The sequence below is a fragment of the Dokdonella aquatica genome (assembly GCF_051987395.1).
Lineage (GTDB): Bacteria > Pseudomonadota > Gammaproteobacteria > Xanthomonadales > Rhodanobacteraceae > Dokdonella.
Window position 1 is genome coordinate 1,818,860 of the sequence record NZ_CP197094.1, and the last position, 25,832, is coordinate 1,844,691.

20 protein-coding genes are annotated in these 25,832 nt (G+C 70.3%); 11 read left to right on the forward strand and 9 right to left on the reverse strand.

All coding sequences use genetic code 11. The annotated features are described in order from the left end of the window. Nucleotides 1–379 precede the first annotated feature (379 nt). The 3 genes from ACQQ2N_RS08120 (at nucleotide 380) to ACQQ2N_RS08130 (ending at nucleotide 1,906) form a co-directional block, all read left to right on the forward strand. A complete protein-coding gene (locus ACQQ2N_RS08120; protein ID WP_440225206.1) occupies nucleotides 380–799 on the forward strand; it encodes a response regulator transcription factor in 420 nt (139 codons plus the stop codon). Between the two features lie 106 nt (nucleotides 800–905). After that, a complete protein-coding gene (locus ACQQ2N_RS08125; RefSeq protein WP_440225207.1) occupies nucleotides 906–1,439 on the forward strand; it encodes a DUF4199 domain-containing protein in 534 nt (177 codons plus the stop codon). Nucleotides 1,440–1,564: 125 nt separating this feature from the next. After that, entirely contained in the window at nucleotides 1,565–1,906 is a 342-nt protein-coding gene (locus ACQQ2N_RS08130) for a TfoX/Sxy family protein (RefSeq protein WP_440225208.1), read from the forward strand. Nucleotides 1,907–2,089: 183 nt separating this feature from the next. Here the strand turns inward: ACQQ2N_RS08130 and ACQQ2N_RS08135 are convergent, their stop codons facing one another. From ACQQ2N_RS08135 to ACQQ2N_RS08160, 6 genes are all read right to left on the reverse strand, one after another. Then, entirely contained in the window at nucleotides 2,090–3,505 is a 1,416-nt protein-coding gene (locus tag ACQQ2N_RS08135) for a short-chain fatty acid transporter (protein WP_440225209.1), read from the reverse strand. Between the two features lie 68 nt (nucleotides 3,506–3,573). Then, nucleotides 3,574–6,930: a carboxypeptidase regulatory-like domain-containing protein gene (locus ACQQ2N_RS08140; RefSeq protein ID WP_440225210.1), complete on the reverse strand. Its 3,357-nt coding sequence runs from the start codon at nucleotides 6,928–6,930 to the stop codon at nucleotides 3,574–3,576. A 61-nt stretch (nucleotides 6,931–6,991) separates the two neighbouring features. Continuing rightward, complete coding sequence (locus tag ACQQ2N_RS08145; RefSeq protein WP_440225211.1) at nucleotides 6,992–7,687, reverse strand: VIT1/CCC1 transporter family protein; 696 nt, start codon at nucleotides 7,685–7,687, stop codon at nucleotides 6,992–6,994. A gap of 76 nt (nucleotides 7,688–7,763) precedes the next feature. Continuing rightward, a complete protein-coding gene (locus ACQQ2N_RS08150) occupies nucleotides 7,764–8,228 on the reverse strand; it encodes an Mpo1 family 2-hydroxy fatty acid dioxygenase (protein ID WP_440225212.1) in 465 nt (154 codons plus the stop codon). Between the two features lie 80 nt (nucleotides 8,229–8,308). Continuing rightward, on the reverse strand, nucleotides 8,309–9,001 hold the full coding sequence (locus ACQQ2N_RS08155; protein WP_440225213.1) for a J domain-containing protein: 693 nt from the start codon (nucleotides 8,999–9,001) through the stop codon (nucleotides 8,309–8,311). Between the two features lie 62 nt (nucleotides 9,002–9,063). Beyond that, nucleotides 9,064–9,960 (reverse strand): phosphoribosylaminoimidazolesuccinocarboxamide synthase, encoded by an 897-nt coding sequence (locus ACQQ2N_RS08160; protein ID WP_440225214.1) that lies wholly within the window; start codon nucleotides 9,958–9,960, stop codon nucleotides 9,064–9,066. Between the two features lie 194 nt (nucleotides 9,961–10,154). Between ACQQ2N_RS08160 and djlA the strand changes: the two genes are divergently transcribed. The 8 genes from djlA to ACQQ2N_RS08200 all read left to right on the forward strand — a co-directional run bounded on the left by djlA (nucleotide 10,155) and on the right by ACQQ2N_RS08200 (nucleotide 22,574). Beyond that, the gene (gene djlA / locus ACQQ2N_RS08165; protein ID WP_440225215.1) at nucleotides 10,155–10,943 is read left to right on the forward strand and encodes a co-chaperone DjlA; all 789 of its coding nucleotides are present in this window, start codon (nucleotides 10,155–10,157) and stop codon (nucleotides 10,941–10,943) included. A 44-nt stretch (nucleotides 10,944–10,987) separates the two neighbouring features. Beyond that, complete coding sequence (locus ACQQ2N_RS08170; protein WP_440225216.1) at nucleotides 10,988–11,320, forward strand: cell envelope integrity protein TolA; 333 nt, start codon at nucleotides 10,988–10,990, stop codon at nucleotides 11,318–11,320. 91 nt (nucleotides 11,321–11,411) lie between these two features. Further along, on the forward strand, nucleotides 11,412–12,086 hold the full coding sequence (gene rpe / locus ACQQ2N_RS08175; RefSeq protein ID WP_440225217.1) for a ribulose-phosphate 3-epimerase: 675 nt from the start codon (nucleotides 11,412–11,414) through the stop codon (nucleotides 12,084–12,086). Nucleotides 12,087–12,096: 10 nt separating this feature from the next. Continuing rightward, nucleotides 12,097–12,486, forward strand: coding sequence for a glyoxalase (locus ACQQ2N_RS08180; protein WP_440225218.1), 390 nt, complete (start codon nucleotides 12,097–12,099; stop codon nucleotides 12,484–12,486). A gap of 209 nt (nucleotides 12,487–12,695) precedes the next feature. Then, complete coding sequence (locus ACQQ2N_RS08185) at nucleotides 12,696–18,020, forward strand: proprotein convertase P-domain-containing protein (RefSeq protein ID WP_440225219.1); 5,325 nt, start codon at nucleotides 12,696–12,698, stop codon at nucleotides 18,018–18,020. A 178-nt stretch (nucleotides 18,021–18,198) separates the two neighbouring features. Beyond that, nucleotides 18,199–18,789 (forward strand): HAD family hydrolase, encoded by a 591-nt coding sequence (locus ACQQ2N_RS08190; RefSeq protein ID WP_440225220.1) that lies wholly within the window; start codon nucleotides 18,199–18,201, stop codon nucleotides 18,787–18,789. Between the two features lie 58 nt (nucleotides 18,790–18,847). Further along, nucleotides 18,848–19,168: a DUF1330 domain-containing protein gene (locus tag ACQQ2N_RS08195; RefSeq protein ID WP_440225221.1), complete on the forward strand. Its 321-nt coding sequence runs from the start codon at nucleotides 18,848–18,850 to the stop codon at nucleotides 19,166–19,168. Nucleotides 19,169–19,319: 151 nt separating this feature from the next. Continuing rightward, nucleotides 19,320–22,574: a S41 family peptidase gene (locus ACQQ2N_RS08200; protein ID WP_440225222.1), complete on the forward strand. Its 3,255-nt coding sequence runs from the start codon at nucleotides 19,320–19,322 to the stop codon at nucleotides 22,572–22,574. A 168-nt stretch (nucleotides 22,575–22,742) separates the two neighbouring features. On the opposite strand, the gene ACQQ2N_RS08205 is transcribed toward ACQQ2N_RS08200, so the two are convergent. The 3 genes from ACQQ2N_RS08205 to ACQQ2N_RS08215 are packed head-to-tail and all read right to left on the reverse strand — an operon-like array spanning nucleotide 22,743 to nucleotide 25,679. Then, nucleotides 22,743–23,180 carry a hypothetical protein gene (locus tag ACQQ2N_RS08205; RefSeq protein ID WP_440225223.1) on the reverse strand — a complete coding sequence of 146 codons (438 nt, stop codon included), beginning with the start codon at nucleotides 23,178–23,180 and terminating at the stop codon, nucleotides 22,743–22,745. A gap of 58 nt (nucleotides 23,181–23,238) precedes the next feature. Next, nucleotides 23,239–24,639 (reverse strand): nitrogen regulation protein NR(I), encoded by a 1,401-nt coding sequence (ntrC, locus tag ACQQ2N_RS08210; protein WP_440225224.1) that lies wholly within the window; start codon nucleotides 24,637–24,639, stop codon nucleotides 23,239–23,241. Continuing rightward, the gene (locus ACQQ2N_RS08215; protein WP_440225225.1) at nucleotides 24,636–25,679 is read right to left on the reverse strand and encodes a two-component system sensor histidine kinase NtrB; all 1,044 of its coding nucleotides are present in this window, start codon (nucleotides 25,677–25,679) and stop codon (nucleotides 24,636–24,638) included. Before ACQQ2N_RS08215 ends, ntrC begins: the two co-directional genes overlap by 4 nt. Nucleotides 25,680–25,832: the final 153 nt, after the last annotated feature.

Below are 25,832 nucleotides of genomic sequence, written 5' to 3' on the forward strand. Positions count from 1 at the left end.
AGGCGGCATGGCATCGCGCGATCCTTGTCCCTTCTCCCTTCGGGAGAAGGTGGCCCGAAGGGCCGGATGAGGGTCCGGGATCGCGATGGTGATCGGGCGTCGTCTCGATCCCGCACCCTCTCCCCAACCCCTCTCCCGGAGGGAGAGGGGCTCGAGCGCAACGCCACTCCGCGAGGGCATGACGGACCTGCGCGATCTCGCGACGCTGCTCGCCGGGAACATGCGACCGCTCCGCCGACGACGCGACACGATGTGCGGATTCTCCCCGCACGGCGGCGGACGCATTCGGGTATCTGCACAGCCGCGACTTCATCTCCGGCCACCGGCTCGTGACCGGTCCGGCTGCGCGCACTCCTATCGACGAACGCCGAGGTCGTCCGTGACGAAGCGCCTGATCCTCTACGGCGTTCTGCTCGCCCTCGGCACGCTCGCGCTGCAGTGGCTCGACTATTACCGCGTCGTGCGCAGCGCGCCGGGCTCGGTGTTCGACGTGCTGTTCGCCGGGCTGTTCCTGCTGCTCGGCATCTGGACCGGTGCGCGCCTGCTCGCGCGCCGCACGCCCGCGCCCGAGGGCGAGGCGGGCAATCCGCAGGCGCAGGCCGTGCTCGGCATCAGCGCGCGCGAGCTCGAGGTGCTGGCCGAGATCGCCGCCGGGCACTCCAACAAGGAGATCGCGGCACGCCTGCACGTGTCGCCGAACACCGTGAAGACGCACATCTCGAACCTGTTCGAAAAGCTGGGCGCTCGGCGGCGGACCGACGCGCTGCGGCGCGCGAGGGAGCTCGGCCTCGTGCCGTGATGCCGCTCCGGACGGGTGAATCCGCCGAAATCACCCTTCCGGGCGATGGTGCCGGGCGCACGACGGCCGCCCAATGGCGGCCCCTTCCACTTCGCAAGGACATCCCATGGGACGCACGCTCCTCACCTACGGCCTGATCGCGGGCGCGATCGCCGGCGCCGCGCTGTTCATCGTCAGCCTCGTGTTCGACGGCGAGCCGCCGATGGACTACGGCATGGCGCTCGGCTACGCGTCGATGCTGGTCGCGCTGTCGGTCGTGTTCGTGGCCGTGAAGCGCCACCGTGACAGCGCCGGCGGCGGCGTGATCCGCTTCTGGCCCGCACTCGGCCTCGGCCTCGGCATCAGCCTCGTCGCGAGCCTCGTCTACGTGCTGGCCTGGGAGCTCACGATGCTCGTGATCGGCAAGGACTTCGCGGCGATGTTCGCGCGCCTGTTCGTCGAACAGGCGACGTCGCAGGGCCTCACGGGCGACGCGCTCGCGGCGGCGCAGCGCCAGGCCTCCGAGTTCGAGACGATGTACCGCAACCCGCTGCTGCGCCTGCCGATGACGTTCCTCGAGATCTTCCCGGTCGGCGTGCTCGTGTCGCTGTTCTCGGCGGCCGTGCTGCGCAACCCGCGCCTGCTCCCGGGGCGTGCCTGACGACGCACCGGCGGCGCGTCGTGTCCCCGTCGACGCGACGTGCCGTCGGGATCGTCACCCGAACCGGCTGGTCGCCATGCCCGCGATGCGGCAGGCTGTCGGCCGCGAATCTTCCGGAGCACGCCATGGCCACCGACCGATCCTTCATCGACTACGTGGCCGAGCAGGCCGGCCTCGAGGGCCGGCTGACCTCGCGCAAGATGTTCGGCGAGTACGCGCTGTACCTGTCGGGCCGGGTGGTCGCGTTCGCGGCCGACAACAGCCTGTACGTGAAGGCCTTCGACGGCACGCAGGCGCTCACTGCCGATCTGCCGGCGCGGCCGTTCTACCCGGGCGGCAAGCCGTATCCGCTCGCCGACGAACTGCTCGACGATCCCGAGCGCCTGCGCGCACTGCTGATCGCGACCGAGGCCTGCGCGCCGGAGCCTGTCGAGAAGCCGCCGCGCAAGCGTGCGGCCAGGCGCTGAGAAAGCTGGGGTCGGAGAAAGCTGGGGTCAGGTTCATTTGCCTGACATGCACCTCGATGCTCGACCACGCGTCCGGGCAAATGAACCTGACCCCGGCTCACGGACCCCGGCTCACGCCCGGCTTCAGACCCCAACGTCAGGAAATGAACCTGGCCCTGGTTCAAGGCGCCGGATATCGGACCGTCACGGCATGACCGGCGGGCTGTACGTGAGCGTCTGACCGAAGATCCACAGCAGGAACAGCACCAGCGGGATGTGCACGAGCAGCTGCACGAACGAGTAGCCGATGATGTCGCGCGCCTTGAGGCCGATCACGCCGAGCAGCGGCAGCATCCAGAACGGGTTGATGAGGTTCGGCAGCGCCTCGGCCGCGTTGTAGATCTGCACGGCCCAGCCGAGGTGGTACTGCAGGTCGTTCGCGGCCTGCATGACGTACGGTGCCTCGATGATCCACTTGCCGCCGCCCGACGGCACGAAGAAGCCGAGCACGGCCGAGTAGGTCCCCATGATCACCGCGAAGGTGTCGTGCGAGGCGATGCTCACGAACATCTCGGACAGGTGGTGCGCGACGGTGTCGCCGGCGCCGTTCTTCGCGGTGGTCAGGATCGCCGCGATCGAGCCGTACAGCGGGAACTGGATCAGCACGCCCGAGGTGCTCGGCACGGCGCGCGCGACCGCATCGAGGAAGCGCCGCGGGCGCCAGTGCAGCAGCGCGCCGAGCATGATGAACAGGAAGTTGTAGGTGTTGAGGTTCGAGATCGCGACGATCGCGTCCTTGGTCGCGAACTCGTGCACGAGCCAGCCCGCGGCGAGTGCGGCGAGCAGCACGGTCAGGATCGGGCTGTACTCGAGCCATTCGCCGGGACGCGAGGGCTTGTTGTCGGGCGCCGGCGGCGGCGTGGTGTCGACGCCGCAGGCCTCGGCATCGCGCGCCGCGGCGGCGCTCGGCGCGGTCACGAACGAGACGACGAGCGAGACGATGATCAGGATCGCGGTGAGGCCGATCGACTGCCACAGGAAGATCGTCTCGGAGAACGGGATCACGCCCGTGATCGGCAGCAGCGAGGCCGGGATGCTCTTCGGGTTGGCCTGCAGCTGCGCGGCCGACGACGACAAGCCCATCGCCCACACCGCACCGAGGCCGAGATAGGCCGCAGCACCCGCCGCACGGTAGTCCATGCGCAGCTCCGTGCGCGCACCGAGCGCGCGCACGAGCAGGCCGCCGAACACGAGGCTGAAACCCCAGTTGAGCAGCGAGGCGAGCATGCTCACGAGGCCGACCCAGCACACCGCGCCGCGCGACGTCGACGGTACGCGGGCGAGCAGGTCGATGAGTCGGCCCGCTGCGGGTGAACTCGCGACCACGTAGCCGCCGATCACGACGAACGCCATCTGCATCGTGAACGGGATCAGGCTCCAGAAGCCTTCGCCGAACGCGACCGCGATGGTGGTCGGCGTCGCGCCGATGACGAGCGCCGCGACCGCGACGATGACCACCGCGAGCGCCGCGAACACCCAGGCATCGGGAAACCAGCGCTCCGCCCACGCCGAACAGCGCAGCGCGAAGCGTGCGGACCAGGTTTCCTGCGAAGTCGACATCGATGGCGTCCGGGACGGGAGAATCCGGCAAGGATCGCATCCCGTCCCGCGGTGTCGCCATTCGACTTTCAGGTGCCCGGCGGTTGCGACAGCAGCGTGACCGGCGCATCGCTGCGTTCGAAGCGCACATCGGCACCGCCGTCGACGCGGATCGTCACGCGGTTGGTCGCCGAGGCGGGGCTCTCGCGCAGCGCGGCACCGAGGTTCGGCGTCAGCGTGCCGATCGTGCGCACGCCGGTCGACGGCGGTGCCACGCAGGTGCGGCAGTAGCCGCTCGTGATCTCGAGCAGCGGCAGGCCCTGGCCGGGCACGTAGGACGGCGTGCTCGCGGTGGCCCAGCGGATATTGCCGTCGGCGGTCGGGTAGTACAGGTAGACGATGAGGCCGGGCGGCTGCGCAGGATCGGCATTCGGCGTGGTCACGGCCTCGAAGCCCCAGCCTCCGTCACCGGGCGAGTACCAGTGCCCGGACAGGTTGCGTCCGGCGCGGTAGCCCTCGGTCAGCACGAGCGGTTCGATGCACCAGGTCGCCGTGTCCGAGCGGATGCGCCAGGTCACGCGTGCGAGTGCGGCCGCACCCGCACGGTCGGGTGTGCGGCAGGCATCGACCTGGGCGAAGTCCAACTCGATCTGTCCCGGCACGGTCGCGTCGGGAATGATGCGCTGGCCCGGGGGGCGCGTCGCGTCGTAGCGGATGCGCGTCAGCGTGTTGCCGTTGGCGTCGGGAACGGGCATGAGCTTGCCGTCGCGCCAGTTCGCGAGCGCGACGTACCACTCGGGTGCGCCGAGCGCGTCGTAGGTGTAGAACACCGCGTAGTAGAGGTCGCCCGCGGTCGCGTCACGACGCACGAGCTGCAGGTCGAAGCCGTGGCCGCTGCGGCGGCGGTCGTACCAGTTGCCGGGTAACGGTGTCGGTGGCAGCGGCGCGACGAAGCGCCCGAAGCCCGCGTCGAGCGCGGTGCGCGAGGGCGCGTTGAACAGCAGGCCGTAGCGCATCATCGAGTTCCAGCTCGGCCGGTAGGCGCCGCCCTGCACGTAGTCGGCGCCTTCGAACAGGCCGATGCCTTCCTGCGGCACGCGCATCGGCAGGGCGCCCGGCGGCAGCAGCGCGCCCCACGGAATCACGGCGCGGTCGGTCGAGAGCGTCACGTTCGCGCTCGGGTAGTGGTCGGCCGGATCGATCGTCGTGAACAGTTCCTCGTACTCGTCGCCGAGGTCGCCGATGAAGTGGCCCATCTCGTGGCCGGCGACCGGATCGTCGAGATCGACGCCGTGGTAGCCGCCGCGCGTGACCATCGAGCCCGGGTTCGCGCCGATCGTCTGCGTCGCGCGGCCTGCGACGACCGGCAGGTTGACCAGCACGACGAGCTCGTCGAAGCCCGGCATGATCTGCTGCGCCATCTGCATCGCACGCGTGCGGTCGAGCTCGATGATCCGTCGCTGCATGCTCATGCGTGCGTTGAACAGCGTGTTCGCGCGCTTGACGACGGTGCCGTCCTCGGCGGTGACGGTCATGCCCGACTGCGGCGACGCGACGAATGCCGCATCGGCCTGGAAACGGTGCGCGTTGCGGTCCCAGTAGTCGGTGCCGAACAGGCCGCGCAGGTGGTCGCGCGCGTTGCGCAGGAACAGCGCGCGGTCGTCGAAGTTGGGGAAACCGTCGCCGCTGGTGTCGGCGAACGGCTCGTTCGCGGCGGTGTTCGGCGTTGCGCCTTCTGCGGGCATGGCGGCGTTGCCGTAGACGTCGACGAAGTCGCTCGCGGCCTCGTAGCGGCCGTTGCCGTTGGTGTCGTACCAGAGGGTGCCGTCCCAGGTGCCGTTGCCGTTGCTGTCGGTGAACGTCTCGGCGGTGGCCGTATAGCCCTCCGAGAGGTAGAGCAGGCGCACGCGGTCGCTCGACGCGCCCGTGAACAGGCGCACCGGTGACGCCGTGCCCGAAACCGCGATGCCCGGGTCGTCGAGCGTGACGACCGGCGGTGCACCGGCGACCGCGCCGAGCACGACGCGCTTGCCGATGCCGCGGTCGGTCGCCGACGCGCTGAACTCGACGGTCCAGCCATCGCCCACAGTCACCGAGAAGCGACCGTCCGGGCCCGAGCCCACGGCCGCGCGGTAGCGGCCGAGTCCATCGAACACGAACACCGGCGCATCGGCGTACGGTGTCCCGTCGACCTGCTGCAGGCGACCTTCCCATGCGGGTGGCGAGGCGGTCACATCGACATCGATGCGCCGGTTCGACGAGGCGAGGTCGACCTGCGTCACCGTGCGCGTCGCGACACCGGCCGTGACCACCTCGACGTCGAAGTCGTACATGCCGGGTGTGATGCGCAGCGTCCACGTCGCCGTGCACGCGGTGGCGGTGCAGCCCGCGCTGTCCCAGCGGCCGAGGCGTGGCCGTGCGAGCGTCGTGCCGTCGCGACGCACGCGCACCTCGGCGGTCGAGGTGATGCGCACGTCCCAGTTCACGACGAGGGTCAACGTGCGCTCGGCGGCGGGCAGCGCGAGGTCGCGCACGACGCTGCCGGCGACCGTGACCGGTGCGTCGAAGCGCGCGCCGACGTAGAGGCGGTTGTCGGCGCCGAGTGCTTCGCGCGCCCCCGAGTCGACCTCGAGCAGGTAGGTGCCGTCGGCGATCTTCATCTCGTAGCGGCCGTTCTCGTCGGTGCGCGTCGACAGCACGTAGGCCCCGCTGTCGGCGCGCGTCGCGCGCACGGTCACGTCGGCGATCACCTCTCCGCCGGCGCTGCGCACGATGCCCGAGAGCTGGCGCAGCGCATTCACCTGCGTCGTCGCCTTGGCGACCGGCGCCGTGTGCGCGGCGAGCTGCTCGCGGCGGCGATCACCGACATCGCGCAGTGCCGCGTCCGCGGCATCGCGTGCCTCGGCCGTCGATGCCGTGCCGAGCGCGGCAACCGCGGCGGACAGGCCGCCCGCCTCGCGGAATGCCTCGCGTCGCGGCAGCTCGACGGATGTCGCGCGCTTGCCGTCCCGCGGCATCGATGCGGCGATCTGCGCACCGATCTCGTCCGCCTTCGTGCGCGCGGCCTCGCGTGCCGCGGCATCGAGCGGGCCCTGCCATGCGACGCGACCTGCCGCGTCGACGAGTTCGAGGGTCGCCGCCGATGCGAGCGCCGGCAGGCGTGCCGCGAGCGCGCCGTCGCGAGGCGCGTGCATCGTGCGTCGCAGCGGATCGCCGACCGGCACGACGGCCAGTTCGGTGCCCGCGGCATCGAGTACGCGCAGCGACCAGCCGTCGCGCAAGCCTGTGCCACGCGGCGCCTCGTACGCCGGGATCGCCATGAGCGAGGCTTCGCGCACGTGCGCACCGTCGAGCGTGAAAGTCGCGAAGTAGCCGCCTTCGGCGGCGTGCACGGATGCGCCCGCCAGCGCAAACAGCGGTGCGAGCCACCGGATCCTTGTGGACATGTCGTTGCTCCCTGAGTGGAGCCCGCGACGATACGCGCGCCGTCGCGTCGTGCGTAGTGCCTCAGCCGATCGCGACGCCGAACAGGCGGCCGATCAGTGCCGTCGCGCCCATCGCGAGCGCGCTCCAGGCGACGACGCGCGTGGCACCCGGCAGCATCGGTGCACCGCCCGCGCGTGCGGCGACGGCGCCGAGCAGGGCGAGGCAGGCGAGCGATCCGCCGACGACGATGCCGAGCCGCGCCGTCTCGGGGGCGAACACCGCGCAGGCGAGCGGCAGTGCCGCGCCGATCGAGAACGCACCGGCCGAGGCGGCTGCGGCCTGCAGCGGACGCGCGCGCTGTTCGGGCGTGATGCCGAGCTCGTCGCGCGCGTGCGCCTGCAGTGCGTCGTGCGCGGTGAGCTGCTCGGCGACCTGCGCGGCGAGCGCGGCGTCGAGGCCGCGACGTTCGTAGATCAGGGCGAGCTCGCGCAGCTCGTGCTGCGGTTCGGCGGCGAGCTCGCGTCGTTCGATGGCGAGATCGGCGTGCTCGAGGTCGGCCTGCGAACTGACCGACACGTACTCGCCCGCCGCCATCGACAACGCGCCGCCGACGAGGCCGGCGACACCGGCGAGTACGACGCCTTGCGTACCCGTGCCGGCCGCGGCGAGTCCCGCGATCAGGCTCGCGGTCGAGACGATGCCGTCGTTGGCGCCGAGCACGGCCGCACGCAGCCAGCCGATGCGGCCGGAACGATGCATCTCTCGCGTGTGCGGCATGGCGGCGTGTCGTGGCGTGGGGGCCGCGTCACCGTAGCGGCGCCGCATGGCGGCGTCAAAGCCGCCTGCACGCGGATCAGTAGGCGATGTTGAGGCGGCGCATGACCTTGCCGGCCAGCCACGCGGGGCCGATCAGCAGATAGGCGAGGTCGGTGAAGAACGAGGGACGCGCGCCTTCGATGACGTGACCGATGAACTGCCCGATCCATGCGGCGACGAACACGCCGATCGCGCTCCACAGCAGCATCTGCGGGCCGAGCTGGCGATACAGGACCTCGGTGATCCCGCCGAGCACGACGAACACGAGCAGCATCGCGAGGCCGATCGGCTTGGACATCTTCCAGTAGAACGCGAACGCCGCGACCATCGCGAGCATGCACCAGAAGCCCGGGCGGCCGATCGACGGCGACACCGGGATCACCCACAGCGCGGCGAGCACCGACCACAGGATCGCCGGCACGCAGATCCAGTGGATCAGCCGGTTGGTCGGGTTGCGGTGATCCTGGCTGTAGTGGCCGAACCACTCGTTGACGGTACGCATGGCGACGGCTCCGGTACGCGAACGTGCCAAGTCTAGTGCGCCGGCCCGCGCCCCGGAAAGGCGCGTCGCAGCACGTGCGCTCAGGGCCTCGGGGCGGGCGCCGGATCGACCGCCGGCGCGACGCGCGCGATGCGCAACGGGCGCAGCGGCGAGCTGTACCACTCCGTGACGCGTCCCTGGTGGAACATCACCCAGGACGGGCCGTAGTCCCAGCGCACGCCACCCCGCTCGATCGGCTCGCCCTCCTGGCGCACGACGTCCTCGGCGCGCATGCCGACATACAGGCCCGGGGAATCGCTCGCCACGACCGGCGCAGCGGTCGGGACGCGCGACGCCACGCCGGCGACGGGTGCGCTCATGCCTGCATCGTCGGCGGGATCCGTGCCCTGCAGCGCATACCATGCGCCGAACGCGGCGGCGCAGGCGAACACGATCAGCGGCGTGCGCAATCCCGTGCGCCGATGCACCTCCACAACGGGGGCGTGTGCGGACGCGCTGCCGGCGCGTGTGGCGGACGGCTCGGCAGCGGCAGGCGCGGCGCCTGGCAGGCGGCCGTGCCGGCGGTGGAAATCGACGCCGGCGTCGTAGAGCACCGTGAGGCGCTTGAGCTCCTCGCCGGCCAGCTGTGCCGAGATCGGATCGCGGTGTGCATGGCGGTCGGGATGCAGCTTGGCGACGCGGCGCCGGTAGGCCAGCCGCAGATCGTCGATGCCGGCGCCGGGCTCGAGGCCGAACGCCTGGTAGAGCTTCAGGACATCGATGCCGTGCGCCATGCTCCGCCCCCCCGCAGAGACCGGACGCCGCCCGTGCGTCCGCGTGACCCAGTATAAGCGCGTCAGTCCAGCGTGATGCCGGCCAGGCGCTGCAGGGCTTCGGCGTACTTCGCCGCGGTCGCCTCGATGACGTTGGCGGGCACGTGCGGTCCGGGCGCGGTCTTGTTCCAGTCCAGCGTCTCGAGGTAGTCGCGCACGAACTGCTTGTCGTAGCTCGGCGGGCTCGTGCCCACGGCGTACTGTTCGGCTGGCCAGAAGCGCGACGAATCGGGCGTGAGCATCTCGTCCATGACGTAGAGGCGGCCTTCCGGATCGGTGCCGAACTCGAACTTGGTGTCGGCGATGAGGATGCCGCGTTCGGCCGCATAGGCGGCTGCATGGCGATAGATGCGCAGCGTCGCGTCGCGCACGCGCTCGGCGAGGTCGCCGCCGATCTTCGCGACGACCGTGTCGAAGCCGATGTTCTCGTCGTGGTCGCCGACCGCGGCCTTCGTCGACGGCGTGAAGATCGGTTCCGGCAGGCGCTCGGCCTGGCGCAGGCCTTCCGGCAGCGCGATGCCGCACAGCGAGCCGGTCGCCTTGTAGTCCTTCCAGCCCGAGCCGATCAGGTAGCCGCGCGCGATCGCCTCGATCGGCACGGGCTTGAGGCGGCGTGCGACGACGCTGCGACGCAGATAGGTCGAGGCATCGACGCCGGCCGGCAGCACGTCGGCGACGGCGCGCCCGGTGAGGTGGTTCGGCATGACCTCGGCGGTCAGCGCGAACCAGAAGTTCGACATCTGCGTGAGCATCTCGCCCTTGCCGGGGATCGGATCCGGCAGCACGACGTCGAACGCACTGAGGCGGTCGGTCGCGACCAGCAGCAGCGTGTCGGCGTCGAGCGCGTAGACGTCACGGACCTTGCCGCGGTGGACGAGGTCGAGGCCGGGCAGGTTCGAGGCAGACAGCGTGGTGGGCACGGCAGCGGATCCGGGACGGCGGCGGGGCGCGCATTCTACCGCCCGCGCAGCGCGTCGCGGACGGTAGAATGCGTGTCCGATCCGCCCTGGCTTGCCTGGATGCCTTCACCCGTGTCGTTGTCCATCGCTCTTCGTGTCGCCCGTGCCGCCGGCGCGCCAGGGCACACATGCACGTCCTCCCTGGAGCGCTGCGCATGAGCTGGATCGGCAAGATCGTCGGCGCGGTCATCGGTTACCTGATCTTCCGCAACACCGTCGGGCTGCTGCTCGGCGCGGTGGCCGGCCACTTCTTCGACATGAGCGTGCAGCGCGTGCGCCACGGCACGCAGGAAGGGACGTTCATCGGGCCGCTGTTCGCGTTCGCGGGCGCCCTGTCGAAATCCGACGGGCGCGTGTCGGAACAGGAGATCCGCGCGGCCGAGGCGCTCATGACGCGCCTGCAGCTCGACGGCGAGCAGCGGCGCGTGGCCATCGAGCGCTTCAACGTCGGCAAGCAACCCGAGTTCGAGGTGCACCTCGCGGTGGCCGAGCTCAAGGCGTGGACGCAGGGTCGCCGCGACCTCGCGTTCCTGCTGCTCGACATGCTGCTCGATCTCGTCTACGCGGAAGGCACGCTCGCCGTGGCCAAGCACGGCATGGTGCGCAAGCTGTGCTGGGCGCTCGGCGTCAGCGACGCGGAGCTCGGTGCGATCGCGGCGATGAAGGGCTACGGCCCGCGTTACGAGACGCCGCGCGGGCGCCCGGGCGGCGGTGGGCAGCGCGCGCCGTCCGGTCCGCCGACGACCGATCCCTACGCCGTGCTCGGCATCGGCCACGATGCGGACCCGCGCGACATCAAGCGTGCCTATCGCAAGCTCATGAGCCAGCACCATCCCGACAAGCTCGGCAACGTGCCGGCCGAACTCAAGAGCCGCGCGGAGTCGCGCGCACGCGAGATCAACGCGGCCTACGAGCGCATCAAGGCCGAGCGCGGGTTCACGTGACGGGTCGCTGCGGTCGGGGGCTGCGGCGCCTCGCGTCGTTCGCCGTGGCCATCGTGGCCATGCCGTGCGCGGGGTTCGCGGAAGAGGGCGGCGACGGCCTCGCCTCTGCACGAACCACCTACGCGCTTGCGGTGCGCCAGGCGATCCAGGCCCACCTCGTGTTCCTGCCCGGACTCGAAGGCACGAGTTGCCGCGTCGCGATCGAGCAGGATGACGGCTTGGTCACGTCGATCGAGCGCATCGCCTGCGACGATGCCGTGCTCGCCGCAGCCGTCGAGCGCGCGATCCGTCGCGCGTCGCCATTGCCGCGTCCCGGCGATGCACGCGTGTCCGAACCGCGCATCGTCCTCACCCTCACGGTGCCTGCGTCGTACTGACGGCGGCACGATGCCACACGGCACGCGCTTGCCCGTGCCACGTGTTTGCCGGAGCATCCGCCGCATCGCCGCCGCCTCCGAGGAACTCGCCATGGCCAAGCAATCCTGTGTCATCGCCCCGTCGATCCTGTCGGCGGATTTCGCGCGGCTCGGTGCCGAGGTCGACGACGTGATCGCCGCGGGCGCGGACTGGGTCCATTTCGACGTCATGGACAACCACTACGTGCCGAACCTCACGATCGGCCCGCTCGTGTGCGAGGCGCTTCGCAAGCACGGCGTCACGGCGCCGATCGACGTGCATCTCATGGTCAAGCCGGTCGACCGCATCGTTCCCGATTTCGCCAAGGCCGGCGCGACGACGATCAGCTTCCATCCCGAGGCGTCCGAGCACATCGACCGCACGATCCAGCTGATCCAGGGCGCGGGCTGCAAGGCCGGCCTCGTGTTCAATCCGGCCACGCCGCTGCACTATCTCGACCATGTGCTCGACAAGCTCGACCTCGTGCTCATCATGTCGGTGAATCCGGGTTTCGGCGGCCAGAGCTTCATCCCGTCCGCGCTCGACAAGCTGCGCAGCGTGCGCGAGCGCATCGACCGCAGCGGCCGCGACATCCGGCTCGAGATCGACGGCGGCGTGAAGGCCGACAACATCGCCGAGATCGCACGCGCAGGCGCCGACACGTTCGTCGCCGGTTCGGCGATCTTCGGCCAGAAGGACTACGCGGGCGTCGTCGCCGCGATGAAGGCCGCCGTGGCCGGCGTCTGAGGAGACGACGATGACCACCGCCAAGCCCATCGACCTCGGCGTCGCCGACCTGCGTCCGTTCCTGCCGTCGAAGGATTTCGAGATCTCGAAGGCGTTCTACGAACGGCTCGGCTGGGAGGTCGAGTACATCGACCACGAGCTCGCGCTGATGGCCAATGCGGAGCGCCGCTTCTACCTGCAGCGCGGCTATCTCAAGGAATGGGCCGAGAACACGATGCTGTTCATACCGGTCGCCGACGCGCGTGCGTGCCACGAGGCGATCGCCGCGGCGCTCGCATCCGGCGAGTACGGCGAGGCGCGTGTCGCGCCGCCGCGCCAGCAGCCGTACGGCGCACTCGTCACGCACGTGTGGGATCCGGCCGGCGTGCTGCTGCACCTCGCGGAGTGGAACGAGGGCTGAGTGCGGCCCCGCATGCCGATCGGCAGCGGATCCGGCTCGTCGTCGATGCGCGTCTCGCACACGAGAACGCGCGGGCGAGATTCCTGAACGTTCGCGGCAGGTCCCAACGTCACGGAATTCCAGTATCGTCCGCGCCGGGGTAGCAGTACGGAGCGGCCCGCAGCCGCATGCGTGACGCCGCGTTCGCGGTAATGAATCAGGGGATTTCGGTGAATACACGTTTGCAGGTGCTCGCCCTGAGCACTGCCATGGCCGTGCTGGCCGGATGGACCGTGCCCGGGCGCGCCGTCGCGCAGGGACCGGCGGGGGCGCTTCCGCTCGAGTTCGCACCGGTCCAGTCGATGGACGGCATCAAGGGCGTGATCCCGGGTGACAAGCCGGCCTCGCCGTCACGTGTCGAGAACCAGGCGATTCCTGCGGCCGTGCTCGGGCAGGGCTACCAAGGCGAGGTCGAGCCCAACGGCACGTCGGCGACGGCATCGCCGCTCACCGGCACCAACCTCGTCGTACGCGCGACGCTGTTCCCGAACGGCGACGTCGACTACTACAGCTTCACCGGCAATGCCGGCGACCGCGTCTACGCGGCGACGATGACCTCGGCTTCGGCCGGCAGCAGCACCGACAGTCAGCTCAGGCTGTACGACACCGACGGCACCACCGTCATCGAATTCGACGAGGACAACGGCACGTTCGCGGCCCTCTCTTCGTCTATCGCGGGTGCGGTGCTGCCGACGACGGGTACCTACTACCTGCGCGTCAACGACTTCACTGCGGGTACGACGTCCGAGCGTCCCTACGAACTGCATGTCCGCGTGCAGAGCGGCACGCCGACGCCCGAGGTCGAAGGCAACGACACGCCGGCGACGGCCAATCCGCTGCCTGCCAATGGATGGGTCAGCGGCGCGCGCAATCCCGCTGCCGCGACCGAGCAGGACTGGTACAGCCTGAACCTCAATGCCGGTGACACGGTGTACCTGTCGCTCGACCTCGATCCCGAGCGCGATGGCGTGACCTGGAACGGACGCCTCGGCTTCGGCCTGTTCGGCGACGCCTCCAACCAGATCCTCGTCGCCGACGACGCGGGCACCGGCGACGTCGCGCCCAACCCCAACATTCCGTCCGAGGCGATGTTCATCACGGTCAAGGAGGCGGGCACGTACTACGCGTTCGTCGACTCGGCGAGTGCAGCCGTCGGTGGCCCGACCGCCACCTACCACCTCAGCGTCAGCGTGCATCCGGCCACGCCGCAGGGCGTCAACTGCACGACGTACACGAGCACCAACGTGCCGCAGACGATCGGTCCCGCTGCAGGCCTGGTCAGTTCGACGATCACGGTGCCCGGCAACCCGCGCATCGCCGATCTCGACGTGGCGATCACGCTCAACCATGCGCTCATGGCGGACGTCGATGCGCACCTGCGTTCGCCTGCCGGCAACGACATCGGTCTGTTCACCGACATCGGTGCCGCCGCGACGGGTGGCCAGCAGCAGATGGATGTCGTGTTCGACGACGAGGCCGCCGTCCCGCCCGCGTTCACGGTGCTGAAGGGTGTGAACCTGAAGCCCGAACTCGCCTACCGGCTCTCGTGGTTCGACGGCGAGAATGCCGGTGGCACGTGGACGCTCGACCTGCGTGACGACACGACCAATACGAGCGGCGGTACGCTGACCTCGTGGAGCCTGCGCATCTGCGAGGCGCCACCGCCGCCCGCGTGTCCGGCCGGCTTCGCGCCGGTCACCGTCTACGCGACCGATTTCGAATCGGGCGCGGCCGGCTTCACGCACAACGGCACGCAGGACGAATGGGAGCTCGGTCTGCCGGCCACTGTCGCGACGACCACCGCCAATCCGGTCGCCGCGTTCGACAGCTGCAACAGCGGCGTGAACTGCTGGAAGACCGATCTCGACAACACCTACAACAACAGCAGCGACCAGAACCTGCTCTCGCCGAACATCAACCTCGCCGGCATCTCGCCGCCGATCGTGGTGAGCTGGGCGCACCGCTACCAGATGGAAAGCGCGAGCTTCGATCACTACTCGGTCGATCTGCAGCAGGTCGGCGGCGCGACGCCCGTGCGCCTGTTCGAATGGCTCGACGCCACGATGACCGATGCGCCGGGCAACCCGGTCGTCAACATCGCCGCGAGTGCGGGCTGGGGCGTGGTCTCCGCGCGAGCGGACAGCCTCGCGGGACTCAACACGGAACTGCGCTTCCACGTCGACAGCGACAATACGGTGGTGCTCGGCGGCGTCGCGATCGACGACATCTCGGTCACCGGATGCCGCGCAGCCACGGCCGATCTCTCGATCACCAAGACCAACGGCACGACGACCTCGACGCCGGGCGGCAGCACGACCTACACGATCACGGCGAGCAACCCGACGGGCGGTGATGGCGTCACGGGCGCGACCGTGGCCGACACGTTCCCGGCCGCGCTGACCTGCACCTGGACCTGCGTCGGTGCGGGCGGCGGCACCTGCACCGCGGCGGGCAGCGGCAACATCAACGACACGGTCAACCTGCCGGCCGGTGGTTCGACCACCTATACGGCGAGCTGCACGATCTCGGCGTCGGCGACCGGCACGCTGAGCAACACGGCGACGGTGACGAGCGCGGTCACGGATCCGAACCCGACCAACAACTCGGCGACCGATGCCGACGCGCTCGTCGCTTCGGCCGACCTGTCGATCACCAAGACCGACGGCGTCACCTCGGCAACGCCGGGCGGCTCGGTGACGTACACGATCACGGCGTCGAACGCCGGCCCCAGCAATGCCATGGGCGCGACGGTAGCCGACACGTTCCCGGCGGCACTCACGTGCACCTGGACCTGCGTCGGTGCGGGCGGTGGCACCTGCCCGGCATCGGGCAGCGGCAACATCAACAATACCGTCAACCTGCCGGCCGGCGGATCGACGACCCACACGGCGAGCTGCACGATCTCGGCTGCGGCGACGGGCACGTTGAGCAATACCGCGACGGTGACGGCACCGGCCGGCGTGACGGATCCGAGTCCGGGCAACAACTCGGCGACCGACACCGACACACTCGGTGCCTCGGCGGACCTGTCGATCACCAAGACCGACGGCGTCACCTCGGCGACACCGGGCGGCTCGGTGACGTACACGATCACGGCGAGCAACGCGGGCCCGAGCAGCGCGACCGGTGCGACCGTGACCGACACGTTCCCGGCGGCGCTGACCTGCACGTGGACCTGCGTCGGCGCCGGTGGCGGCACCTGCACGGCGTCGGGCAGCGGCAACATCAACGACACGGTCAACCTGCCGGCGGGAGGCTCGACCACACATACGGCGAGCTGCACGATCTCGACGGCGGCGACGGGCACGCTGAGCAACACCGCCACCGTGACGGCACCGGCCGGCGTGACGGATCCGACGCCGGGCAACAATTCGGCGACCGACACCGACACGCTCGCGGCCTCGGCGGACCTGTCGATCACCAAGACCGACGGCGTGACGTCGGCGACGCCGGGCGGCTCGGTGACGTACACGATCACGGCGAGCAACGCGGGCCCGAGCAACGCGACCGGTGCGACCGTGACCGACACGTTCCCGGCGGCGCTGACCTGCACGTGGACCTGCGTCGGCGCGGGCGGCGGCACCTGCACGGCCGCAGGCAGCGGCAACATCATCGACGCGGTCAATCTGCCGGCGGGTGGTTCGACGACCCACACGGCGAGTTGCACGATCTCGGCCTCGGCGACCGGCACGTTGAGCAATACCGCCACCGTGACGGCACCGGCCGGCGTGACCGATCCGACCCCGGGCAACAACTCGGCGACCGATACCGACACGCTCGTCGCCTCGGCGGATCTCGCGATCACCAAGACCGACGGCGTCACCTCGGCGACGCCGGGTGGCTCGGTGACGTACACGATCACGGCGAGCAACGCAGGCCCGAGCCATGCGGCCGGTGCGACCGTCGCCGACACGTTCCCGGCCGCGTGCACGAGCCCGACCTGGACCTGCGTCGGTGCGGGCGGTGGCACGTGCGGCGCGTCGGGAAGCGGCAACATCAACGCGACGGTCAACCTGCCGTCGGGTGGCAGCGTCACCTATACGGCGACGTGCCCGATCAGCGCGACCGCAACCGGCACGCTGAGCAACACCGCCACGGTGACGGCGCCGACCGGCGTGACCGATCCGAACACGGCCAACAACTCGGCGACCGATACGGATGCCCTCGGCGCCGAAGCGGACCTGTCGATCACCAAGACCGACGGCGTCACCTCGGCGACGCCGGGCGGCTCGGTGACGTACACGATCACGGCCTCGAACGCGGGTCCGAGTGCGGTCACGGGTGCGACCGTCGCCGACACGTTCCCGGCCGCGTGCACGAGTCCGACCTGGACCTGCGTCGGCGCGGGCGGTGGCACGTGCGGTGCGTCGGGCAGCGGCGACATCAACGCGACCGTCAACCTGCCGTCGGGTGGCAGCGTCACGTACACGGCGACCTGCCCGATCAGTGCAACGGCCTCGGGTTCGCTCGTCAACACGGCGACGGTGACGGCACCGGCCGGTGTGACCGATCCGACGCCGGGCAACAATTCGGCGACCGATACCGACACGCTCGTGGCGTCGGCCGACCTGTCGATCACCAAGACCGACGGCGTGACCTCGGTGAACTCGGGCGACACGTTGACCTACACGATCGTCGCGTCCAACGCGGGTCCGAGTGCGGTGACGGGTGCGACCGTGTCCGACACGTTCCCGGCGGCGTGCGCCACGGCGACGTGGACCTGCGCCGGCGCGACCGGCGGCACGTGCACGACCGCGGGCAGCGGCTCGATCGCCGACAGCGTGAACCTGCCGGTCGGCGCGACCGTGACGTATACGGCGGCGTGCGCGACGAATGCGTCGACGCCGAACGGTACGGTCATCAGCAACACCGCCACGATCGCCGCACCGGCGTCGGTCACCGACCCGGTGCCGGGCAACAACGCGGCGACCGACACGACGACGGCGACACTCCTCGGTACCTCGGTCAGCGCGACGAAGTCGGTGACGACCTCGGGCACGACGCCGGGCAGCACGGTCACGTACACGATCGTGATCGCGAACGGCGGTCCGGGCGTGCAGGGCGACAACCCGGGTGACGAGCTCGTCGACGTGCTGCCGTCCGCGCTCGACCTCGTCTCGGCGACCTCGACGAGTGGCACCGCGGTGGCGAACACGGGCACGAACACGGTGACATGGAATGGCGCGATCGCGGCCGGCGGCAGCGTGACGGTGACGATCGTGGCGACGATCCGCGCCGATGCAGCGCCGGGTGACGTGGTCAACCAGGGCACGGTGAACCACGATGCCGACGGCAACGGCAGCAACGAGTCGACGCTCGTGACCGACGATCCGTCCGGTGCGGGCGGTGCCGATCCGACCGTGTTCACGGTGACCTCGCCGACGGGTACGGAAGCGGTGCCGATCCCGGTCGACGGTCACCTTGCCCTGCTCTTGCTGATGCTCGGCCTGGCCGGTATCGCGTGGACGGCGATGCGGCGTCGCGCCGGTACCTGACGCGCCGACACACGGCAGCGGGACACACGAGGGGCGGCATGGCCGCCCCTCGTGCTTTCCGCGATGATGGCGTCGCGTACACGCGGGCGCCATGTGTGACCCGATTCCGCGCGGACGCACCCCATGGCGTGCGACGTGCTACCGCCCCGCTCACCTCCTCGAGTCGCGCCGACGCTTCGTGAACCTCGCCCTGTTCGATTTCGACGGCACGATCACCACCGGTGAGACCTATCCCGCCTTCGTGCGCGCGAGCATCACGCCCGACCGACTGCGCGGCCGCTGGCGGCTCGTACCGTACGTCGCCGGTTACCGCATGGGACTCGTGTCCGGCACACGCGTGCGCGAGGTCGTCACGTGCCACGCGTATGCGGGTGCCGATGCCGCGCAGGTCGACGAGGCGGGCGAGGCCTTCGCGCGCGACGTGCTGCCCGGCCTGCTGCGTGCCGACATGCTCGCGCGCGTCGAGGCCCACCGTGCACGAGGCGATCGCGTCGTTGTCGTCTCCGGTGCGTTCGACGTCTACCTCGCACCGTGGTGCCGCGCGCACGGACTCGAACTGCTGTGCTCGTCGCTCGAGCGCGTCGACGGCGTGCTGACCGGGCGCTATGCCGGCGCGCAGTGTGTGCTCGACGAGAAGGTGCGCCGCGTGCGCGAGGCCTGCGATCTCGCGGGCGCGCGGCACATCAGCGCGTACGGCGACACACCCGAGGATGGCCCCATGCTCGCGCTCGCGCACGAACGCTGGTATCGCGGTGAGCGCATCGCGTGACCTGCGTCGCGCATGGCGGCATGCTCGCGGGATCCTTCACGCTGCCAGGGAGACCACGATGCCGGCCTACGCCATCGCCCATATCCGCGAAACGCGCTTCGGCGACGCGATCGTCGAGTACCTGCAGCGCATCGACGACACGCTGCGTCCGTTCGAGGGCGTCTACCGCGTGCACGGCGGGCCGTACGAGCCGCTCGAAGGCCACTGGCAGGGTGATCTCGTGATCCTCGAGTTCCCGAGCATCGCGCAGGCGCGCGCGTGGTACGCCTCGCCGGCCTATCAGGCGATCCGCGCGTTGCGCATGGCAAACACCGAAGGCGAGCTCATCCTCGTCGAGGGTGTGGCCCCGGCACACAAGGGCGTCGACCTGCTCGGCTGAGTCCAGGCGAGGCGTGCCGGGGAGCCGAGGTTTGGTGGCCATGTTCCTCCACCCCCAAGGCCGTGTCCCGCCCGCGCATGCCTTCCGGCCCACGGGGATCCGGGCCCGGGTCGCTAGACTGCGTTCCCCCTGACCGGAACGGAGTTCCCGCATGCGTCGTCCCGTCCTCGTCGCCCTGCTCGTGGCGGCCGCTGCGCCTGCCGCGCAGGCCATGCCCGCCGGCGACTCCCGCCTGCTGCGCTTCCCCGACATCTGCGGCGACGCGATCACGTTCGTGCACGGCGGCGATATCTACCGCGTCGCCTCGAACGGAGGCACCGCGCTGCGCCTGACCTCGCACGCCGGCCAGGAGCTGTATCCCAAGTTCTCGCCGGACTGCCGCTCGATCGCGTTCTCGGCCGAGTACGACGGCACGCGCCAGGTCTACGTGATCCCGGCCGCCGGCGGCGTGCCGAAGCAGCTCACCTGGTACAACGACGTCGGCGCGCAGCCGCCGCGCGGCGGCACCGACTACCGCGTGCTCGACTGGACGCCGGACGGGAAGAACATCGTCGTGCGCGCCAACCGCGTGGCGACCGACGACCGCGGCGGTCGTCCCTACCTCGTTCCCGTCGAGGGCGGCATGGAGACGCCGCTCGCGATCCCCGAGACCGGCGGCGGCATGCTCTCGCCGGACGGCAAGCAGTTCGTCTACACGCCGATCGACCGTGATTTCCGCAGCTGGAAGCGCTACCGCGGCGGCCGTGCGCAGGATGTGTGGACCTACGACCTCGTCGCCAACACTGCGCACCGGCTGACCGACAACGTCGCCACCGACCATCAGCCGATGTGGGTCGGCGACACGATCTACTTCGTGTCCGACCGCAACTACACGCTCAACCTGTGGGCGATGGCGCCGGACGGCAGCAACCAGCGCCAGGTCACGACGTTCACCGATTTCGACGTGCTCTGGCCGAGCGCAGGCAAGGACGCGATCGTGTTCGAGAACGGCGGCAGGCTGTGGCGCTTCGATCCCGGGGCCGGCAAGGCCGTCGAAGTGCCGGTCACGGTGACCGGCGACTTCCCGCAGACCGTGCCGCAGTGGAAGAACGTGGCCGGCCAGGTCGAGTCCTATGATCTCGTCGCCGATGCGTCGACGATCGTGTTCGGTGCGCGCGGCGAGCTGTTCCGCCTGTCCGGCAAGGACAAGGCGATCACCAACCTCTCGCACACGCCCGACGCGCGCGAACTCGGCGTGACGCTCTCGCCGGACGGCAAGACGGTCGCCTACCTTTCCGACGCGACCGGCGAGTACGAGCTCTACACGCGCCCGGTCGCCGGTGGTGTCGAGAAGCGCATCACGCGCGATGGCGGCATCTGGCGCTTCGCACCGCTGTTCTCGCCCGATGGCAAGCACATCGCCTACGCCGACAAGCAGCAGCGCCTGCGCATCGTCGACGTCGCCACGGGCGCCACGCGCGACGTCGACAGCAGCCGCCGCGACGACATCACCGAGTACACGTGGTCGCCCGACGGCCAGTGGCTCGCCTATACGCTCGAGAACGAGGCCGCGCTGACCCAGGTGTGGCTGTACTCGCTGCGCGACGGCCGCAAGGCCGCCGTGACGGAAGCCGTCTCGAGCGCAGGCAGCCCGGCCTTCGATCCGCAGGGCCGCTGGCTCTACTTCGTGTCGAACCGCGACTACAACCTGCAGTTCAGCGCCTACGAGCAGAACTACCTCTACACCAACGCCTCGCGTCTCTACGCGGTCGCGCTGTCGGCCAAGGGCCCGTTCCTCTATCGCGACGATGCCAGTGCCGCTGATGCGAAGGCCGGCGACAAGGGCAAGGACGCGAAGAAGCCCGCGCTGCCCGAGGTGCGTGTCGACCTCGACGGCATCGTCGGCCGCGAGCAGGTGCTCAAGGCTCCGAGCGGCAACTACAGCAACCTGCAGGCGAGCGCGAACGCGCTGTTCTACGCGGCCGGCTCGGGTGGCCGCGGCGGCGGTGGCGGCGAGCTGCGCATGCTCGCGCTCGATGCCGACAAGGAGGCGACGATCGCGCGCGGCCTGTCGGGCTTCCGCGTCGCCGCGGACGGCAAGAGCGTGCTGGCCCAGCAGGGCGACAAGTTCGCGCTGCTCGAGGCCAAGCCCGACCAGGACTTCGCCAAGGCCTCGCTCGACGTCTCGCGCCTGAAGATGCTGGTCGACCCGCCGCGCGAGTGGAAACAGCAGTTCGTCGACGGCTGGCGCATCCTGCGCGACTGGTTCTACGAGCCCGGCGTGCACGGCGGCATCGACCGCTGGAACGCGATCCGCGCGCGCTACGAGCCGCTGGTCGCCTACGCGGCGACGCGCCAAGACCTCGACTACCTGTTCCAGGAGCTCGTCGGCGAAGCCAACGCGGGCCACGTCTACGTGCAGCAGGGCGATGAACCGCGCATCGAGCGCACGCCGGGCGGCCTGCTCGGGGCCGAGTTCGCGGCCGATGCTTCGGGCTACTTCCGCATCACGAAGATCTTCGCTGGTGCGAACTGGGACGAGCGCAACCGCTCGCCGCTGACCGAGAACGGCGTCGGCGTGCGCGAGGGCGAGTTCCTGCTCGCGGTCGACGGCGTCGATGCGCGCAGCGTCAGGAACGTCTACCAGCTGTTGCAGGACAAGGGCGACCGCGAGGTCGTGCTGCGCGTCGGCGCGAAGCCCGATGCGGCTGCCGGCCGCGACGTGCGCGTCAAGACGCTGACCTCCGAGCTCGCCCTGCGCTATGCCGACTGGGTCGCCTCGCGCCGTGCGCTGGTCGATCGCCTGTCGGGCGGCCGCATCGGCTACATCCACGTCCCGAACACGGCCGTCGAAGGCAACCGCGAACTGTTCAAAGGCATGCTCGCCTACGCGCACAAGGACGCGCTGATCCTCGACGACCGCTACAACGGCGGCGGCTTCATCCCGGACCGCATGATCGAGCTCGTCGCGCGCAAGCCGCTCAACTACTGGAAGCGCCGTGGCCTCGATCCGCAGGCCACGCCGCTGCTGTCGCACAACGGTCCCAAGGCGATGCTCGTCAACGGCCTCTCGAGCTCGGGTGGCGACGCGTTCCCGTACTACTTCAAGAAACTCGGCCTCGGCAAGGTCATCGGCACGCGCACCTGGGGCGGCCTCATCGGCATCTCGGGCAACCCGTCGCTCGCCGACGGCGGCACGCTGCTCGCGGCGACGTTCCGCTTCATGTCGACCGACGGCCAGTGGGCGGTCGAGAACGAAGGCGTGAGCCCGGACATCGAAGTGATCGACAGCCCGGATCGCATCGCCGCGGGCCACGACCCGAGCGTCGAGAAGGCCGTCGAGCAGCTGCTGCAGGAACTCGCCGCGAACCCGCCGCGCAAGCCCGTCGCCCCGCCACCGCCGAGCGATTTCGGCCAGCCGCGCTGAGCGATCCTCGAGCCCCTCTCCGGTACGGAGAGGGGTTGGGCAGGGCGAGATGTCGCTCCTGCCGTCTACTCCCTGGTGAAGTGTCCGTGGCCCACGCCAAGCGCGGGGTGGCGCGTTGGCTCGCGATCGCGCGGGTCATGCCGTCCACGGACATGATTGGCGCAGAGCCTATTCCACGATGATCGTGAACCGGTACTCCAGACAGGATGCTCCCTTCGCGACGATCGTTGCGCTCATGAGCAGGTCGCCACGGACCTGCTTCATGGCGAACCAGTGGGTCTGTTCACCACGGTGTTCCTCGTGGCTGTAGCGCACGATCGTGTAGTCGCGATTCGCCAAGGCGTGCTTCATTTCGTCGTGACTGATCGCGTCGCCGCCTCGGATGCAGCCCCGGCCACTCGTCATGGCGCGTACCCCCTGCTCCAGAAGCCTGACGGCGGTTTCGGGCGCGACGGCATCTCTCGTGACATGGAGTTTCGGCTGGCAGCCGGTCAGCAGTACAAGCAGCGAGACGGCGCTCATCATGCTCACCATCTTGCGGCGAAGCGGAGCGTTGTTTTCCGCGGGCCGGAAGAACACATCATGCGCCTTGCTGGAATCGTGCATGGAGCGCGGGTCCTTTGACGCGAGCGATGTGATGCGTTTCGTTCGCGGGTGACGCGCCTCAGCGCGGCTTGCGCGTCCGCGAGCTGCCGAGCTTGCGCGTGATCGTGTTGCGGCCGAGGCCGAGGGCCTTGGCGGCGTTCTGGCGGTGGCCGCGGTGTTCGGCGAGTGCGGCGTCGAGCAGCACGCGTTCGAATTCGGCGAGCGCGCGCGCGTGCAGGTCCGGTTCGCCTTCGGCGAGCTCGCGCGCTGCCCATTCGCCGAGCGACACGCTCCATTCGGGACGGCGAGGCACGTGCGCGGCGCGCATCTCGGCGGGCAGGTCGGCGACGCCGATCTGGCGGCCGCTCGCGAGCACGGCGAGGCGGCGGCACACGTTCTCGAGCTGGCGCACGTTGCCGGGCCACGGCTGCTCGCGCAGCGCGGTGAGCACGGCCGGCGAGAAACGCTTGGACTCGATGCCGGTCTCGGCGACCGCACGCGCGAGGAAGTGCTCGGCGAGGCGCGCGATGTCGTCGCGACGCTCGCGCAGCGGCGGCACGTGCAGGCGCAACACGTCGAGTCGGTGGAGCAGGTCGGCGCGGAACTCGCCACGCTCGACCTTGCCTTCGAGATCCTGGTGCGTCGCCGCGATCACGCGCACGTCGGCACGCAGCAGCTCGCGACCGCCGACGCGGTAGAACTCGCCCGCGGCGAGCACGCGCAGCAGGCGCGTCTGCAGCGCGAGCGGCATGTCGCCGATCTCGTCGAGGAACAGCGTGCCGCCTTCGGCCTGTTCGAAGCGGCCGGCCTGGCGCTTGAGTGCGCCCGTGAACGCGCCGGCCTCGTGGCCGAACAGTTCCGACTCGAGCAGCTCGGACGGGATCGCCGCCGTGTTGAGCGCGACGAAGATCTCGCCGGCCCGCGCGCTCTCGCGGTGCAGCGCGCGCGCGACGAGCTCCTTGCCGGTACCGGTCTCGCCGAGCACGAGCGCGTTGAGTCCGCTCGCGGCGGCGCGGCCGATCGCGCGGAACAGTTCGCGCATCGCCGCCGTGCTGCCGATGAGCTCGGGCTCGCTGACCGCCGGTGCACGCGGCGGCGCGACCTCGGGATGCGCCTGCGCGAGGGCGCGCTGCGCCATCTCGACCGCGGTGTCGAGGTCGAACGGCTTGGGCAGGTAGTCGAACGCGCCGGTGCGATACGCCGCGGCCGTCGTGGCGACGTCGGTGAACGCGCTCATGACCACGACCGGGAAGCGCGGCACGTGCGCGGCGAGGCGTTCGAGCAGGCCGAGGCCGTCGCGGCCCGGCATGCGCACGTCGGTGAACAGCATGCCGGGCTGCGCCTCGCCGAGCGCGCCGAGCACCGATTCCGCATCGGGGAATTCGCGCGGCACGAGGCCGGCGTCGCGCAGCGCCGCGCTCAGCACGAGGCGCACGCTGCGGTCGTCGTCGACGATCCAGACATGGGCCGGCGCGCTCATGCGGGCAGCTCCAGCGGCAGCAGCAGGATGAACGTGGTCAGCCCGGGCCGACTGCTGTGGCGCAGCTCGCCGCCGTGCTCGCGTGCGATCTCCTGCGCGAGCGCGAGGCCGAGGCCGGTGCCGTCGCTGCGCCCGGAGACGAGCGGCTGGTACAGCGAGCCGGCGAGCTCGGGCGGGATGCCGCGGCCGTCGTCGATGACGTCGACGCGCAGCGCGACGCGGCGCAGTCGCTCACCGAGGCGCACGCCGAACTCGATGCGCGTACGCAGCGTGATCGTCGCCGCGCCGGCCTGCACGGCGTTGCGCGCGAGGTTGAGCAGCAGCTGGAACAGGCGGTCGGCATCGCCGGTCGCGGAAGGAAGGCTCGGATCGTAGTCGCGGCGCATCACCGGCGCACCGGGTTCGGCACCGATCAGTGCGGCGACGCGTTCGAGCAGCTCGTGCACGTTGAGGCGCGCGAGGCGCGGCTTGCCGCCCGCGCGCAGCAGGCGGTCGGCGAGCGCGGTGAGGCGGTCGGTCTCGCCGATGATGAGTTCGGCGAGTTCGGCGAGCTCGGGATCGTTGACGCGGCGGCCGAGCAGCTGCGCCGCACCGCGCACGCCGGCGAGCGGATTCTTGACCTCGTGGGCGAAGCCGCGCAGCGATTCCGACAGCGCCGGCGAGGTCGCTTCGGTGGTCGTGCTCGCGGCATGCAGCTCGAGCAGCACGCGGCGTCCTTCGAGCGGCGTGAACGCGATGTCGCCGAGCAGCTCGCCGTCGCTGCCGCCGCGCAGGCGTGCATGCAGCAGCAGCACCATGTGCTGCGCGTCGAGCGCGCGCCGCGCCGCGTCGGCGAGGCCCGAGGCGCCCGGATCGAGCAGGTCGAGCGAGGCGCCGAGCCAGCGCCGCGTGCCCGCGCCGAGCATCTCGGTCAGGGCCGGATTGAGCCAGGTGAAGCGCAAGGCCTCGTCGAGCTGGGCGAGGCCGGTGCGGCACAGGCCGACGAGTTCGGCCGGTTCGATCGGCTCGGGTTGCGCCTGGGTGGTGCGTGGAGCGCTCATTGCACGATGGTAGTGCAATTCATGGGCGTCAGGACGATTTCAGGCAGTCGAATCGTGTTCGATGGCTCACCGCGTGCCCGCCGACCTTGAAGTGCTGCTCAACAATGCTGTGTGCGCAGCCCCGTGGCGACCTGCCGCAGCGAGGAGTAGCCT